The organism is Paenibacillus sp. FSL H7-0756 (assembly GCF_038006765.1).
In the GTDB taxonomy this organism is placed as follows: Bacteria; Bacillota; Bacilli; order Paenibacillales; family Paenibacillaceae; genus Paenibacillus_AQ.
The window spans coordinates 107,885-121,854 of sequence record NZ_JBBOVT010000002.1 but is presented as its reverse complement, the minus strand read 5'-3'; the positions used below and the strand labels follow the sequence as shown (position 1 = coordinate 121,854).

Sequence of the window (13,970 nt, the reverse complement as noted above, 5' to 3'; positions counted from 1 at the left end):
TTCGTAAGCAGGCAACCTCCTGAACCCGTCCTCAGACCAGCCCGAACCAGGAAGTGCAAGCTTACCACAGTTACTTCTATATTAAATTACCTTATAAATTGCACCCGGTAATTGTGTTACCGCTTTTTTTATGATTAAAGATAACAGAACTGAATGCAAATGTCCAAAATCCCACCTCGTTGACGCCAGCAGCTCATCGAGTGTAAACGGGCCTTGATGCAGTATATGGTAAAGGTGCAGCTCCTCACTTGTCAATTTCTTTTCCATCAGATCGGCCGGACTCTCTTGCTCTAGTGCTCCTGCTGAGGCTGTTCCAATCCCCTTGGAAGGCAGGCAGGAGACGTATTCTTCCACAATATCTGAGGCACAGGTTACCAGCTTCGCACCTTGCTTAATCAACTCCAGTGCCCCTCTGCTCTTGGGAGAGGTCAGCGGCCCCGGCACGGCAAATACATCCCGGCTTGCTTCAAGCGCAGCATCGGCAGTAATCAGGGACCCGCTGCGGCTGTCTGCTTCTACCACCAGTGTTCCCAGTGACAGACCGGCGATAATCCGGTTGCGCTGCGGGAATAGTCCAGGATGGCTCGGAGTTCCGAGAGGATATTCGCTAAGAACCAGCCCGCCCCGCGAAATTTGCCGCTCCAGCTCACGGTTATCCGGAGGATAGACCTTATCGAGGCCGGTTGCCACCACCGCAATGGTCCCCCCTGCTCCGTCTAGCGCCGCTTCATGACAGACACTGTCAATCCCCCTCGCCAGGCCGCTTACAACCGTGAGACCGGCTGCACTTAGCTGTCCCGCCAGCATCTCTCCCACCTTACGCCCATAAGCAGTAGGTACCCGCGTCCCAACCATGGCAACAGAGGGACGGGAAGCCAGCTCCAGGCGGCCACGATAGTACAATACCCAAGGCGGCTGAGGGGTTTCCCGCAGCTGCACGGGGTATTGTTCGTCCAGAATGGTGACCATCGCTACACCGCTTTCTTTCATTAAAGAGTAGCGCTTCAGCACCCATGCTTCAGTAAATTCTGCCGCCAGCCGTGCAGCTACTACGCTGCTGATTCCAACCCGCTCCCATTCCTCAGCAGAACAGGAGAAGACAGCATTCGTCAAAAGACCCGCCCGGCGGATCTTGTCGATACTTTTCCACCCAATCCCCTCCATCTCATGCAGACCGAACAACAGCTCCCGAATTTCCATATGTATTCTCTCCCCGTGCGGAAGGGCCAGCCTTCCTTATTGTCTTAAACCAAATGGTCTTAAACCAAAAAAAGCAACCTTTCATCCGCGTAATACGGGACAAAAGGTTGCTTACCTTCAATATTCATTATACCTGCTTCAGCAGGAAAAGCTGTGACTAAACAACCCCACAAAGTGGAGATTTAGCTTGGATGATAACTCAGGTACTTGGCGGGGACCCCAAAACATTTTGAACTAGCGTAAGAAGTGCTCTAGTGGGTTGTGAAAGCATTCAGGATGCCGCGTTCCTCAAGTACACTGACGAGGGTAGAGCCCATTTCGGCAGGCGTTGGCGCTACCTTGATGCCGCAGGACTCCAGCACAGCGATCTTCTCGCTCGCCGTACCTTTGCCGCCCGAAATAATCGCCCCGGCGTGGCCCATCCGTTTGCCTGGAGGTGCAGTAACCCCGCCGATGAAGCCCACTACAGGCTTGGTCATATTCTCTTTGATCCACAGCGCAGCCTCTTCCTCTGCCGTCCCGCCGATCTCACCGATCATAATGACAGCCTTCGTGCCCGGATCTTCATTAAATAGCTTCAGAATATCGATGAACTCCGAGCCCTTCACCGGGTCGCCTCCGATGCCCACCGCCGAGGATTGGCCGATTCCGCGCTCTGTCAGCTGATGAACAGCTTCGTAGGTCAAGGTGCCGCTTCGTGAAACTACACCCACATAACCCGGCTTATGAATATAACCCGGCATAATGCCGATTTTACATTCTCCAGGCGTGATGACACCGGGACAGTTGGGACCGATCAATACCGTGGAGCGACCTTCCATGTATCTGGACACTTTGACCATATCCAGCACCGGAATGCCTTCCGTGATACAAATGACCAGTTCCATCTCCGCATCCACTGCTTCCATAATGGAATCTGCGGCAAAGGCAGGCGGTACATAAATGACGCTTGCAGTTGCGCCTGTGGCTGCTTTGGCGGCAACAACCGTGTCGAAGACAGGCAGACTTTTCTCAGTGCCGTTGTCCAGGGTTATCTGAACCGTAGTCCCCCCCTTGCCAGGAGTTACCCCTCCAACCATCTGAGTACCGTAATCCAGCGCGCCCTTCGTATGAAATAAACCTGTAGCGCCGGTAATTCCCTGCGTAATGACTTTCGTATTTTTATCTACAAGAATGCTCATGCCTTAGGTCACATCCTCACTTTTATTGTCGAATATTACACCAGAGCAACGATTTTGCGGGCACCGTCCGCCATCGAGTCAGCAGCAACGATATTCAGTCCGGAACCGGCGAGGATCTCCTTGCCCAGGGCCACATTCGTGCCCTCAAGACGTACGACCAGCGGCTTAGTTAAGCCAAGCTGTCTTGCCGCTTCGACTACACCGGTAGCGATGACATCACAACGCATAATGCCGCCGAAAATATTAACAAAGATACCGTTCACCTTGTCATCCGACAGGATGATTTTGAACGCTTCCGTTACCTTTTCAGTCGTCGCACCGCCCCCTACATCGAGGAAGTTGGCCGGTTCGCCGCCGTAGTATTTGATGATATCCATCGTCGCCATCGCCAGGCCCGCACCGTTCACCATACAGCCGATGTTGCCGTCAAGTGCGATATAGCTGAGGTCGAATTTGGAAGCTTCGATTTCTTTGGCATCCTCTTCGTCCAGATCACGCAGCTCCAGAATATCCTTGTGGCGGAACAGGCTGTTGGAATCGAAATTAAGCTTGGCATCCAGCGCCATCACATTACCGTCTGCGGTCACGACCAGCGGGTTGATCTCCGCAATTGAGCAATCTTTATCCACAAAAGCCAGATATAGCGCTTGCATGAACTTGACAGCTTTATTCACCAGTTCTGGAGGAATGGCAATGCTGTAAGCCAATTTGCGCGCCTGGAAGGTCTGAAGCCCCACCGCCGGATCAACGATTTCCTTGAAAATCTTCTCGGGATGTGTAGCCGCCACCTCTTCAATCTCTGTGCCGCCTTCCTCGGATGCCATCATGACGACCCGTCCGGAAGCGCGGTCTACCACCAGACCGATATAATATTCTTTGACAATCTGACAGCCCTCTTCAATCAGCAGCCGCTTCACTACCTTGCCTTCGGGTCCCGTCTGATGGGTAACCAGTGTCTTGCCGAGGATCTCGGACGCAAAGCTGCGGACCTCATCACTGTTCTTCGCCACCTTGACGCCCCCGGCTTTGCCGCGTCCGCCTGCATGAATCTGTGCTTTGACTACAACCACCGGTGTACCCAGCGCTGCGGCAGCTTCCACTGCTTCGTCCACTGTATAAGCAACTTTTCCGTTCGGTACGGCTACGCCATACTTCTTAAGTACTTCTTTTCCCTGGTACTCGTGGATATTCATTCCGGAAGCCTCCTAAAGTGTTGCGGTGACCTGTGCAGGCAGCCTGCGGTCATTCCGCATTCCGTTTTGATTGTCCAAAGCCGGGTCCAGACCGGTGTTAACCGGCAATATCCCGGTACAAGCAGAGCGCCGTTGCCTGAAGCATACGCTGCAAACGGTACAGTTCTCTGCCAGTAGCACATAGTTCCTATCACAAAGTGATATCTATAATTACCTATATGCCAGAATGTGAAACCCAGAATATTGTAACATGTTTTAAAAACGCTTTCCTTAAAAACTTTCACTATTTATACATACATTTTCGCTCGGTTTCATGCCGGAATGCGAACGATTGCATTGACATCCATGCTGAAACGGCTTTACCGCCCTTATTCAGGACGGCGAAACCTATACTCTTGTATGGGAGCGAGACTACTATTTTGAATTGCTGACGTTAGCTTCATGCACCCGGTCCAGGAGATTTTTGAATTGTCCCAGCAAATCTATGAACTCTACCGGGGAGAGCTTCGTGCCTTCTACCATTTTGCCGGGAATGTCCATAGCATCCAGCTGAAGCGCCAAGCCTTGGGGGGTTAATGAAATCAGTACCTTCCGCTCATCCTGCAAAGAACGTTCACGCAAAATTAGTCCTGCAGCCTGCAGACGCTTGAGCAGCGGAGTCAGCGTACCTGAATCGAGGAACAGAGCTTCACCCAGCTCTTTGACTGTACATTGCTGTCTCTCCCACAGGACCAGCATAACCAGATACTGCGAATACGTTAATCCGATCTTATCCAGATGAGGCTGGTATAGCTTCGTAAATTCACGCGAACAGGCATAAATCGTAAAGCAGAGCTGGTTCTCCAGCATAAGCTCAGGGGTTGTTGTGGATTCTTTTTGCATTTCTTCTTCACCTGCCTTTGTGACAATAGTTTATCACAATTCATCCATAATATCATGTTAATAGCGGAAAATAGATTGACTTTAATTTTAATTGTGTTAAATTAAGTTGTGTACAATACATTATGAAAACGAACGGGAGCGATTTAATATGATGACCATCCAACAGAAAATGTACGAAACAACAGTAAAAGCCGTAGGCGGCAGACAGGGTTCTATCGAATCCGACAGCCCTAAGCTGAACCTTGCGATCAGCACACCACGCGAAATGGGCGGCGCCGGCGGTGAAGGCACGAATCCTGAGCAGCTGTTCGCAGCCGGATATTCCGCTTGCTTTGACAGCGCGCTAAACATGGTTGCACGTATGGGCAAAGTAAAGATCGAAGGCTCTGAAGTAACAGCTACCGTCAGCTTCGGTAAAGTGGAAGACGGCGGCTTCGGCATTGCCGTGAAGATGGATGTTCTGGTCAAGGGTGTCGATCGTGAAACCGCCAAACAGCTGGTAGAAGCGGCTCATGGCGCATGTCCTTACTCCCGCGCAACCCGCGGCAATATCGAAGTTGAACTGAACGTGCTGTAAGAATAGCTCCACAAGTGGAGACGGCATTGCAGTCCTTTTAAAGGACAGTACCGTTTCAGCATCCAACCCCTGTCCGGCGGCCCTGGACGGGGGTTTTGGCGTGTCAGGCTTCCTCCTCCACCATGACCTGCCTGTCCAGATTGCGGTATTGGACCGCTTCGGCAAGATGAGCAGCGCCAATCCCCTCCGTGCCTTCCAGATCGGCAATCGTACGGGCCAGCTTAATAATCCGGTCATGCGCCCGCATGCTGAGTCCGAGACTCTCCAGAATACTGCTTAGCAGCATCTCCTCTTCCGGCCGCAGTTCAGCATAACGGCGAAGCGCCGCCCCGGACAGCTCGCTGTTCCAGGAGATCGGCAGAGTCTTATATCGCTCCGCCTGAATGGCCTGAGCCCGCATAACCTCAGAACGCATCTGTGCTGTCGAGACCGGAGGTACACTCCGGTCTCCTGCTCCTGGACGCGGTACATCAACCTGCATATCCATCCGGTCCAGCAGCGGGCCCGAGATTTTGCCACGGTACTGGGCGATTTTGGCCGGACTGCAGCTACACCGCTGCTCTGCACTGCCATTGCCCAGAAATCCGCACAAACAGGGATTCATGGAGCAAGCGAGCAGGAACTGGGCAGGAAAAGTAAAGGATGCCCGTGCCCGGCTGATGGTGACAATCCCATCCTCCAGCGGCTGGCGGAGCACTTCGAGCACATTCCGGGAGAACTCGGGCAGCTCGTCCAGGAAGAGAATGCCGCGGTGTGCAAGGCTAACTTCCCCGGGCTTCGGAATTCCGCCCCCGCCGATCAATCCGGCTGCCGAGATGGTATGATGCGGTGAACGAAACGGGCGCTCACGCAGTAAGCCGCCTCCGCCGTCCCTAAGCTTCCCGGCAGCACTGAATATCTTCATCACCTCAAGCGATTCTTGATCGTTAAGCTCGGGAAGAATTCCGGGTAACCGCTTAATCAGCATCGTCTTCCCCGTACCAGGCGGGCCGATCAGAATTATATTGTGCATCCCGGCAGCCGCAATCGTTAGCGCCCGCTTCACATGATTCTGGCCGATAACATCACTGTAATCCTCATTCATTAGCTGCTTCAGCCCAAGCGGGGAGGGAATATTCTCCGCCGGCTCAGAATGATATCTCAAATGATCCAGGGACAACACCAGAACGGGCGGACGCTTCCTGGAGGACGCTTCAGCACTCACAGATACTGAAACCGGAAACGGCAAATCAGCCTGCGGCAAGGGCAAGTCTGATCCGGCTGCTTCAGACTGCTCAACCGGATTCGGCGGAGGAAGCTGACCGGGCTGAGGCAGCTCACGCAAATGTCCGGCAGTGTACACCTTCATTCCCGCGATTAACGCAGCTTCAGCCGCGTTGCCGGGCGGCACCAGAACAGCATGAATCCCGGCCTGCCGCGCAGCCTGGGCCATGGATAATACCCCATTTACCGGCCGCAGACTTCCATCCAGCGCAAGCTCACCAATCAGCAGCATCTGCCCGGCTTCCGGCATGATAAGCTGGCCGCTCGTCGTCAGTATCCCGAGGGCAATCGCCAGATCAAACGCCGAGCCCTCCTTGCGCAGATCCGCCGGAGCCAGATTAATCGTCACCCGCTGCTGGGGATAACTATATCCGCAATTTTTGACGGCGGCCCGTACCCGTTCGACCGCTTCCCTGACTGCCGAATCCGGCAGACCGATAATATGAGTCTGCGGCAAACCATTAGCCAGATCCACCTCCACTCCGATCATTACACCTTCAATGCCATACAGGCATGCGCTATGCATTTTTCCGTACACCAAATAAGCACCTCTTCTCCAGAAATACACCCGCAGCGGGCGTTCGTTTCCAGGAAAAAAGGTGCTTCCTCTTTTTCCGTAATCTTAATTGCTCTAAGTATATCCACAACCCTACACAACATGCAAGGTTATTGCGCATAAATCACTGCACAAAATTTAGATTTTAATCGTCTTGCATAATTGTGCAATCACGACTAAAGGATCATTTTAATCAGCCTTCTTCACTGGCTGCCACCGACTCCCTGATCTGTTCAAAAGATAGCGGGGTGTAATTCCAGTGCTCCACACAAATATTAAAGTGATGATTCCCCTCATACTTCTGTCCATGAATATGTCCGTGCACATTCACGTAAGGCATATGCTTGTTCATATACATCGGCTCATGGGAGAGCAGAAAAAACTCCTTGTATATCATTGGATACTCACTGACCTCATCAAATCCGGCTTCAAGCCACCAGTCCCGTCCCCGTCCACGGTCATGGTTGCCAAGAATCAGAATTTTGTACCCGTTCAGCGCAGCCACAATGCTCCGGGTATCCTCTTGATTCCTGAAGGAAAAATCCCCAAGATGAAAAACCGTATCCTCCTTGCTTACGACAGCATTCCAGTTCGCAATCATCACCTTGTCCATCTCTTCCGCACCGGCAAAGGGCCGCGATTCAAAATCAATGATCAGCTTGTGGCCAAAATGATGATCCGAGGTAAAAAATACTTTGGACAAGACCGCTCCCCGCTTTCGCTAAGTGCTTGATTCCTTATTCATTCCACTTCCGTTTGGCCCCGCGCCGGTTCACATCCATTTGTATTAATTCCGCCACCGGCGGCGCTTCCTCATGCTCGATCAGCCATTTGCGCATTTCCTTAATGGCCTCCACTTGTCCGTTGCCCTTGTCGCGCCAGGTCAGCAGCTCGATCACATTGATGACCAGTGACAAGAGGCTGCTGTTGCTGTCTTGGGTTTTCTCAGCACGCATCTTGTGGAATAACGCTTCATTCTCCCAGTCAATCAATATCTCTTCCGCTATTGCAGGCCGCATAACGGTAAATGTCTTATTACAATTACTGCAGCAAACAACGGATAAGGGCTCTGCGCCAAGTTCCGCTACTATATTATGCTCACAATTTTGGCAAGTAAAGCTTACCTGTATATTCATTGGTTGATTCCTCATTCCGGCAGCCCTCCTCATGGTGGCATTAAAAGTTACACTAATGTTTACCCACTTCTTTTGAGAAATGACCCATGAAGTCCGGCATCTGTCAAGGATAATTGTATAATTCTACCCGATTTTTTAAAAAACAGAGAACCGCTAAAAGGCGTCCCGGAGATGACGCAGGGAGCCGATGCTTAAATCCGGCTGAAGCTGTACAGCAATCACATCGAAGGCAATTGCATTCGGCTGCAGTCCCTGCATGTGCAGGTAGACCCGGGCCGTCTCTCTCACCTGACGTATTTTGCGCGCATCAACTGATTCCTCCGCAGTGCCTTGTACAGCTGATCCGCTCCGGCTGCGGACCTCAATGAAGACCAGAGCGCCTTCATACTCTGCGATAATATCCAGCTCTCCGCTACGGCAGCGCCAGTTATAATCCCGGATGAGGTAGCCCCGTGAAGTCAGATACATTCGGGCCGCCTGCTCGGCAGCAGCGCCCTTCTCCTGGCGGGTGTAGGTTCCGCCATCCCCGTTATGGCTCACTTCAGTCTCCGTTCCCCGGCTGTCCGGTCACTCTGGTATACATAGCTGAGAATCTCAGCCACCAGCTGGTAGAGCTGAGGCGGAATCTGCTGGTCGAGATCCAGCTTCGACAGCACCTCTACCAGCGCAGCATCCTCCTGGACCGCTACTCCGTTTTCCTTTGCCTTTTGCAGGATGATGTCCGCAACCGAGCCTTGCCCCTTAGCGACAACCACTGGCGCTTCACTCTGCCCCGGAATATATTTGAGCGCCACTGCCTTCTTGAGATTTTGCGGAACCTTCTGCTCAGACTCACTCATATGCGGTAATCTACTCCTTTGTACTCCTGAGGAGCATAATCGGACGGCTTCACCGCAGCAGCGGCCACGCTCCGTTCCGGCAATGCCTCCGTGCGCAGGCTGGACAGCTGATAGCCTATGCCTTCGACCGCCGCTTTCATCTCCTCGCGGCGGCCCTCCAGCAGCTCCAGTACCCAAGGTTCATCGTTATGCAGCTTCAGGCTGACGATGCGGTCCACCACCTGCACATCGACCAACGTCTGGCCGAGCTGCTTCATGTCAAGATCGAACCACAAGCGGCAATTCGCCGCGTCGAGTTCCCCTTTGCTGCCGCGCCGCGACTGGATCTGGACGGAGGCCGTCTCCCGGCCATCCGGTCCGTGCAGCGGCAGGAACATCGTCACCTGCGCGAACGGCGCGGTGCGGTCTGTATTCAGCAGCAGCTGCTGGCCCGTCAGCTGCTGCACCAGCTGGCCCGCGGCTTCCTTGACCGCGGGCGGGGCCTCGCTGCTGCCCAGTACCTGCAGCAGCACGCCCTTGAGCGTACCGGCGGCATCTTCTGCGCCGCCGGACGCTGCCTGCGCAGCGGCGGTATGCGCCCCGCCGCCGCGCAGGATCTGCTGCTCGTGCTCCGCACCGAGCAGCTTCAAGATCCGCCCCACCCAGGGGTCAGTCCCCTGGGTGGCGGCGGGTTCCCCCTGCGGCTGCGCCGACGCAGGGGCTGCACTGCCGCCCGCCGCGCCGGAGGCGGGCGGGGCTTCGGCGAGCTGCGGCAGAGCGCCGCGCAGCTCGGAGAGCACGCCCTGCAGCTTCGCGAGCAGGGCAGGCCCCGCAGCGCTCTGCGCCTGCGCGGCAACGCCCGCGCCCTCACGCACTCCAGCTGCGGTACCCGCACCTTCGCCGCGCGCTCCCGCTACAGTTCCCGCACCTTCACCACGCGCTCCTGCGGCGTTCACCGCTCCTTCACGCGCTCCCGTTACAGTTCCCGCTCCTTCACCACGCGCTCCTGCGGCATTCACCACTCCTTCGCGCGCTCCCGCTACAGTTCCCGCTCCTTCACCACGCGCTCCAGCAACAGCTCCCGCTCCTTCACGTGTTCCTGCTACATTCCCCGCTCCTTCGCGCGCTCCAGCCACGCTTCCCGCTCCTTCACGCGCTCCAGCTACAACTCCCGCTCCTTCGCCACGCGCTCCAGCTACATTCCCCGCTCCTTCACCACGCGCTCCTGCGGCGTTCACCGCTCCTTCACGCGCTCCAGCCACGCTTCCCGCTCCTTCACGCGCTCCAGCTACAGTACCCGCACCCTCACCACGAGTTCCTGCTACGTTTCCCGCGACTTCGCCACGCATTCCCGCCGCGTTCCCTGCACCTTCACGCGCACCCGCAGCATTCCCGCTGCCTGCCGGCTCTGCATCTCCCGCTGGTACTAACGCAGCTTGTCCATTAGCCCCGGAAGCTTGCGAAATGCCCGCATTACCCGTCTGTCCCGCCTGAGCATTCGCCCCGGCAGTCCCTCCATTGCCAGCCAGCCCGGCATTCACTCCGCCTGTCAGCAGCCCTGCCGCAGGTCTGCTATTGCCCGCTGCTTGACCTGATCCGTCGCCGTCCGCCCCTTGCTGCACCCAGGCGTTCAGTGCAGTCTCCAGCTTCGCCAGCAGATCGTGCAGCTTCGGTCCGAATACAGCCTGCTGCAGCCCCTTCACTGTCTCCGCCGTTACAGGCAAGCCGCGCTTCACTGAGATTACAGCCGCCTCCAGCCACTCTGAGGCAGGGACACCGGGGGGTTTGGCATTCATTACAGCATCCAGCTTCGCCGCAGTCTCCTTAGTGAAGGCTAGTCCTCCGGCTTGCATCGCTTGAACAATCTCCCGTCCCGCCTTGGAATTGGCAAGTCCAAGCGACTCCAGCGCCTCACCCATACTCTGCGGCGAGACCATAGCCGCCTCCCCTAGAGAGACCGGCTTAAGCACCGGCAAACCTCCTTCTCCTTGTGCGCCCACCTGCAGGTTCAGCGTCTGACCGGCTGCCAGCGGTGTCTCCAGTTCAGCCCGTACCGGCGTTCCCTGAATCTGCACCACCGCTTCTTTTCCGGAATCGGATACGCTTAGCACAACGCCGCGAACAACCTGACCTTCCTTAAGCTCTACAGATTTGGCCTCTCCCGCCTTGCTGTCGCCAAGCAAACCGCGAACCAGTGATCCGATGTTCATGTTGTCCGCCTCCCTTCTTTCTATTTATATCGGTATTTCACCTTCATTTGTGATTATCTGGATGACACGCCAAGTCGAAACTGCTATGCCATCCTTTTAGAGGACGGCACCGTTTCAGCGAGAAATAGAAGGATAATGTATACGTGAAACTATACATTCTTATATTTTTAGAATAAAGATAACTGTTCCTGCTCCGCCAGAATATTGCCGATAAAGCTGCGCCGGTGCATCGGAGTTACACCAAGTAGCTTGATCTGTTCACGATGCAGCTTGGTAGCATATCCTTTATGTACTTTGATCCCGTAATCCGGGTACAATTCCTCCCACAAGCCCTCACAGAGCCTGTCACGGGTCACCTTGGCTACAATGGAGGCGGCAGCAATCGACTGGCTGTTGGCATCCCCTTTAATGATGGCGCGCTGCGGCAGGGGCAGGTCCACCTTCTCCGCGTCAATCAGCATATAGTCCGGCTGCTGGCTTAACCCTTCTACCGCCAGGCGCATCGCCAGACGCGAAGCCTGCTTAATATTAATTTCATCGATTACCGCCGCCTCCACATGCCCTAAGCTTACCGCCAGCGCCTGCTCCATAATGGTCTCATACAGAGCATCCCGCTTTTTGGCCGTCAGCTTCTTCGAGTCATCCACACCCTCAATAATCAGCCCCGCCGGCAAAATTACCGCTGCAGCCACCACATCCCCAAATAAACAGCCCCGCCCTACTTCATCCACACCTGCGATGTGACGGAAGGATTGCCCCCAGCCTTCTTTTTCGTACCCAAGCATATCTAACTCACTCATCATCTCTCCACCTGCCCACTAAAATTAAAATAAGCTACATCTATGATCTTCCTACGAATATATGACATAATGCGAATCGTAAAGTTCCATCACCATCCATCATTTTCCACCTAATTCCAATCTACAAAATTAAAATTCTGCACTAAATACAACAATCCCTTCATTAATACTGCGTAAATCCAAAAAAGTTGTATGAATAACAGCATTTCTCTTCCCCCAAATAGCCCAAACGAGAACATTCCTGCATTTCCTACAACAATTCTGTTACACTGCATCATATCAATAGAGAAGAGTTGCAATTCTTACAACATAACTTCGCGCATCCCCTTATGCCTCCATCCCCCCCATACTTCCGACGTCTTTTCGCTCCTTCTCACACTTCCCAGCACCTTCTAACGCCTTTCAGCTCTTTCTCCCCAACCCTCTACACGCAAAAAAAGAACCACCCCTCATTCACGGATGGCTCTTCCATTCCATACTACATTCTACTATTCAGGTGTCTCCAGCGTGAAGCGTCCAAGCTTCCCGGCACGCAGCTCATGCAGCAGCGCGCGTGAAGCCTTCTCCAGGTCTACACGGCCGCCGCTCATTAGACAACCGCGCTTACGTCCAACCGCTTCCATAACGGCTACGATTTCGTCCGGGTTCTCTAAGTCCTCCGGCAGCTTACTAATATCGAAGCGCTCCTGGAACCGGCTTCCGTAATCCTTCACCAGATATTTCACCGCATAATAAGCGATATCCTCAATATTCAGGATTTCTTCCTTAATGGCCCCGGTTACTGCCAGCTTATAGCCTACCGTCTGGTCCTCGAATCTCGGCCAAAGAATCCCCGGCGTATCCAATAGTTCCAGACTGCCGCCGGTCTTAATCCATTGCTGGCCCTTGGTAACCCCCGGACGGTCACCGGTAATCGCAATATTTCTTCCAGCCATCCGGTTAATGAGAGTCGATTTGCCTACGTTGGGAATGCCCACAATCAGGGCCCGCATCGCACGCGGATTCATACCCTTGGCAATTTGCCGGTCGATCTTGTCCTTCAGCAGCAGCTTCACCTGCTCCGGAATTTCTTTAATCCCGGTGCCAGTAGAAGCATCTACCGGATAGGCAACATGACCTTGCTCCTTGAAATAAGCCAGCCACTTGCGCGTAGCTTCCGGATCGGCCAGATCTGCTTTATTTAGAATAATCAGTCTTGGCTTGTCCCGCAAAATATCGTCAATCATCGGATTGCGGCTCGATATCGGCAGACGGGAGTCAAGCAGTTCTATTGCAACATCAATTAGCTTCAGCTTATCCTCGATTTGCCGTCTAGCCCTCGTCATATGACCAGGAAACCATTGAATGGCCAATGCCGTCACCTCCTTTGACTTCTGTCAGCTTCGTAATGAATTAATGATTTATTAATGAGATATTCTTCACCGGCCAGAAAATAAGGTCTGCACGGCCGACAATATCCCCCAGCGGCACATAACCGATCATCCGGCTATCCGTACTGTCAGAGCGGTTATCCCCCATTACGAACACATGGCCTTCCGGCACCTTGTTGTCGGTAAACTGCTCATTCGGGAAGTTCTTATTGTTATACAAAATGTTGTTATTATGTGCATCATCAATCGCGCCCTGGATATACGTTTCGTTCACAGGCTCTCCGTTAACTGTAACGACATCCCCTTCAACTGTGACTGTATCGCCTGCCACACCAATGACACGCTTAATGAAATCCCGGCCTTCTGAAGGCACATGGAACACAATGACTTCCCCGCGCTCCGGCTTGCGGATATCGTAGAGAATTTCGTTAACAATCACTCGTTCGCCGGTATGAAAGTTAGGCTTCATAGAAGGGCCGTCTACGATAAACGGTTTGAACAAAAGCCAGCGTATTAGAATAACCAGAACCAATGCAATCGCTATCGCTTTAATCCATTCCAGGACTTCATTCTTTGGCTTCCGGGGGCTCTGGCCGTTAGAATCAATCATTTCGCCTTGCCCTTGCTGCAAATCCTGCTGCATAGTTCACCGTCCTCTCCAATAATTGTTATCTCCACTATACAATACAAAAAAGCTCCTGCCAAAAACTCCCCCGCGATTACTCCTTCAGGAGGCCTTTTCGGAGAAGCTGTTCCTAAGGCACATATGTCTAAAAACCCCATA

The 13,970-nt window shown here is 53.6% G+C and carries 14 protein-coding genes; 1 reads left to right on the top strand and 13 read right to left on the bottom strand.

From position 1 onward, the window contains the following. Nucleotides 1–81: 81 nt before the first annotated feature. The 4 genes from dprA to NST04_RS17195 form a co-directional block, all read right to left on the bottom strand. Nucleotides 82–1,200, bottom strand: a complete 1,119-nt coding sequence (gene dprA, locus NST04_RS17210; protein WP_341185362.1) for a DNA-processing protein DprA — start codon at nt 1,198–1,200, stop codon at nt 82–84. 251 nt (nt 1,201–1,451) lie between these two features. Then, entirely contained in the window at nt 1,452–2,381 is a 930-nt protein-coding gene (gene sucD, locus NST04_RS17205; RefSeq protein WP_341185361.1) for a succinate--CoA ligase subunit alpha, read from the bottom strand. Between the two features lie 35 nt (nt 2,382–2,416). Then, nucleotides 2,417–3,574, bottom strand: coding sequence for an ADP-forming succinate--CoA ligase subunit beta (gene sucC / locus NST04_RS17200; RefSeq protein ID WP_340940063.1), 1,158 nt, complete (start codon nt 3,572–3,574; stop codon nt 2,417–2,419). A 414-nt stretch (nt 3,575–3,988) separates the two neighbouring features. After that, nucleotides 3,989–4,456 carry a MarR family winged helix-turn-helix transcriptional regulator gene (locus NST04_RS17195; RefSeq protein ID WP_341185360.1) on the bottom strand — a complete coding sequence of 156 codons (468 nt, stop codon included), beginning with the start codon at nt 4,454–4,456 and terminating at the stop codon, nt 3,989–3,991. 148 nt (nt 4,457–4,604) lie between these two features. On the opposite strand from NST04_RS17195, the gene NST04_RS17190 reads away from it, so the two are divergent. Further along, nucleotides 4,605–5,033 (top strand): organic hydroperoxide resistance protein, encoded by a 429-nt coding sequence (locus NST04_RS17190; RefSeq protein WP_036692467.1) that lies wholly within the window; start codon nt 4,605–4,607, stop codon nt 5,031–5,033. Between the two features lie 103 nt (nt 5,034–5,136). Here NST04_RS17190 and NST04_RS17185 read toward each other — a convergent pair whose 3' ends face one another. From NST04_RS17185 to lepB, 9 genes are all read right to left on the bottom strand, one after another. Further along, entirely contained in the window at nt 5,137–6,834 is a 1,698-nt protein-coding gene (locus NST04_RS17185; protein WP_341185359.1) for a YifB family Mg chelatase-like AAA ATPase, read from the bottom strand. A gap of 211 nt (nt 6,835–7,045) precedes the next feature. Further along, nucleotides 7,046–7,555, bottom strand: coding sequence for a phosphoesterase (locus tag NST04_RS17180; protein ID WP_341185358.1), 510 nt, complete (start codon nt 7,553–7,555; stop codon nt 7,046–7,048). Nucleotides 7,556–7,589: 34 nt separating this feature from the next. Next, nucleotides 7,590–7,871, bottom strand: a complete 282-nt coding sequence (locus NST04_RS17175; RefSeq protein ID WP_083677976.1) for a hypothetical protein — start codon at nt 7,869–7,871, stop codon at nt 7,590–7,592. Between the two features lie 270 nt (nt 7,872–8,141). Continuing rightward, complete coding sequence (locus NST04_RS17170) at nt 8,142–8,528, bottom strand: YraN family protein (RefSeq protein ID WP_341185357.1); 387 nt, start codon at nt 8,526–8,528, stop codon at nt 8,142–8,144. Then, on the bottom strand, nt 8,525–8,827 hold the full coding sequence (locus NST04_RS17165) for an EscU/YscU/HrcU family type III secretion system export apparatus switch protein (RefSeq protein WP_341185356.1): 303 nt from the start codon (nt 8,825–8,827) through the stop codon (nt 8,525–8,527). The genes NST04_RS17170 and NST04_RS17165 overlap by 4 nt, the downstream gene beginning before the upstream one ends. Then, a complete protein-coding gene (locus tag NST04_RS17160) occupies nt 8,824–11,016 on the bottom strand; it encodes a hypothetical protein (RefSeq protein ID WP_341185355.1) in 2,193 nt (730 codons plus the stop codon). Before NST04_RS17160 ends, NST04_RS17165 begins: the two co-directional genes overlap by 4 nt. A gap of 167 nt (nt 11,017–11,183) precedes the next feature. After that, nucleotides 11,184–11,816: a ribonuclease HII gene (locus tag NST04_RS17155; protein ID WP_341185354.1), complete on the bottom strand. Its 633-nt coding sequence runs from the start codon at nt 11,814–11,816 to the stop codon at nt 11,184–11,186. 488 nt (nt 11,817–12,304) lie between these two features. Further along, complete coding sequence (gene ylqF / locus NST04_RS17150; protein ID WP_340753151.1) at nt 12,305–13,168, bottom strand: ribosome biogenesis GTPase YlqF; 864 nt, start codon at nt 13,166–13,168, stop codon at nt 12,305–12,307. A gap of 40 nt (nt 13,169–13,208) precedes the next feature. Further along, complete coding sequence (gene lepB, locus NST04_RS17145) at nt 13,209–13,829, bottom strand: signal peptidase I (RefSeq protein ID WP_341185353.1); 621 nt, start codon at nt 13,827–13,829, stop codon at nt 13,209–13,211. Nucleotides 13,830–13,970: the final 141 nt, after the last annotated feature.

Excerpts from the sequence above, each read along its gene's own strand:
- dprA (WP_341185362.1), bottom strand. The coding sequence starts at position 1,200 with ATGGAAATTCGGGAGCTGTTGTTCGGTCTGCATGAGATGGAGGGGATT.
- sucD (WP_341185361.1), bottom strand. The coding sequence starts at position 2,381 with ATGAGCATTCTTGTAGATAAAAATACGAAAGTCATTACGCAGGGAATT.
- sucC (WP_340940063.1), bottom strand. The coding sequence starts at position 3,574 with ATGAATATCCACGAGTACCAGGGAAAAGAAGTACTTAAGAAGTATGGC.
- NST04_RS17195 (WP_341185360.1), bottom strand. The coding sequence starts at position 4,456 with ATGCAAAAAGAATCCACAACAACCCCTGAGCTTATGCTGGAGAACCAG.
- NST04_RS17190 (WP_036692467.1), top strand. The coding sequence starts at position 4,605 with ATGATGACCATCCAACAGAAAATGTACGAAACAACAGTAAAAGCCGTA.
- NST04_RS17175 (WP_083677976.1), bottom strand. The coding sequence starts at position 7,871 with ATGCGGCCTGCAATAGCGGAAGAGATATTGATTGACTGGGAGAATGAA.
- NST04_RS17165 (WP_341185356.1), bottom strand. The coding sequence starts at position 8,827 with ATGAGTGAGTCTGAGCAGAAGGTTCCGCAAAATCTCAAGAAGGCAGTG.
- NST04_RS17160 (WP_341185355.1), bottom strand. The coding sequence starts at position 11,016 with ATGAACATCGGATCACTGGTTCGCGGTTTGCTTGGCGACAGCAAGGCG.
- NST04_RS17155 (WP_341185354.1), bottom strand. The coding sequence starts at position 11,816 with ATGAGTGAGTTAGATATGCTTGGGTACGAAAAAGAAGGCTGGGGGCAA.
- lepB (WP_341185353.1), bottom strand. The coding sequence starts at position 13,829 with ATGCAGCAGGATTTGCAGCAAGGGCAAGGCGAAATGATTGATTCTAAC.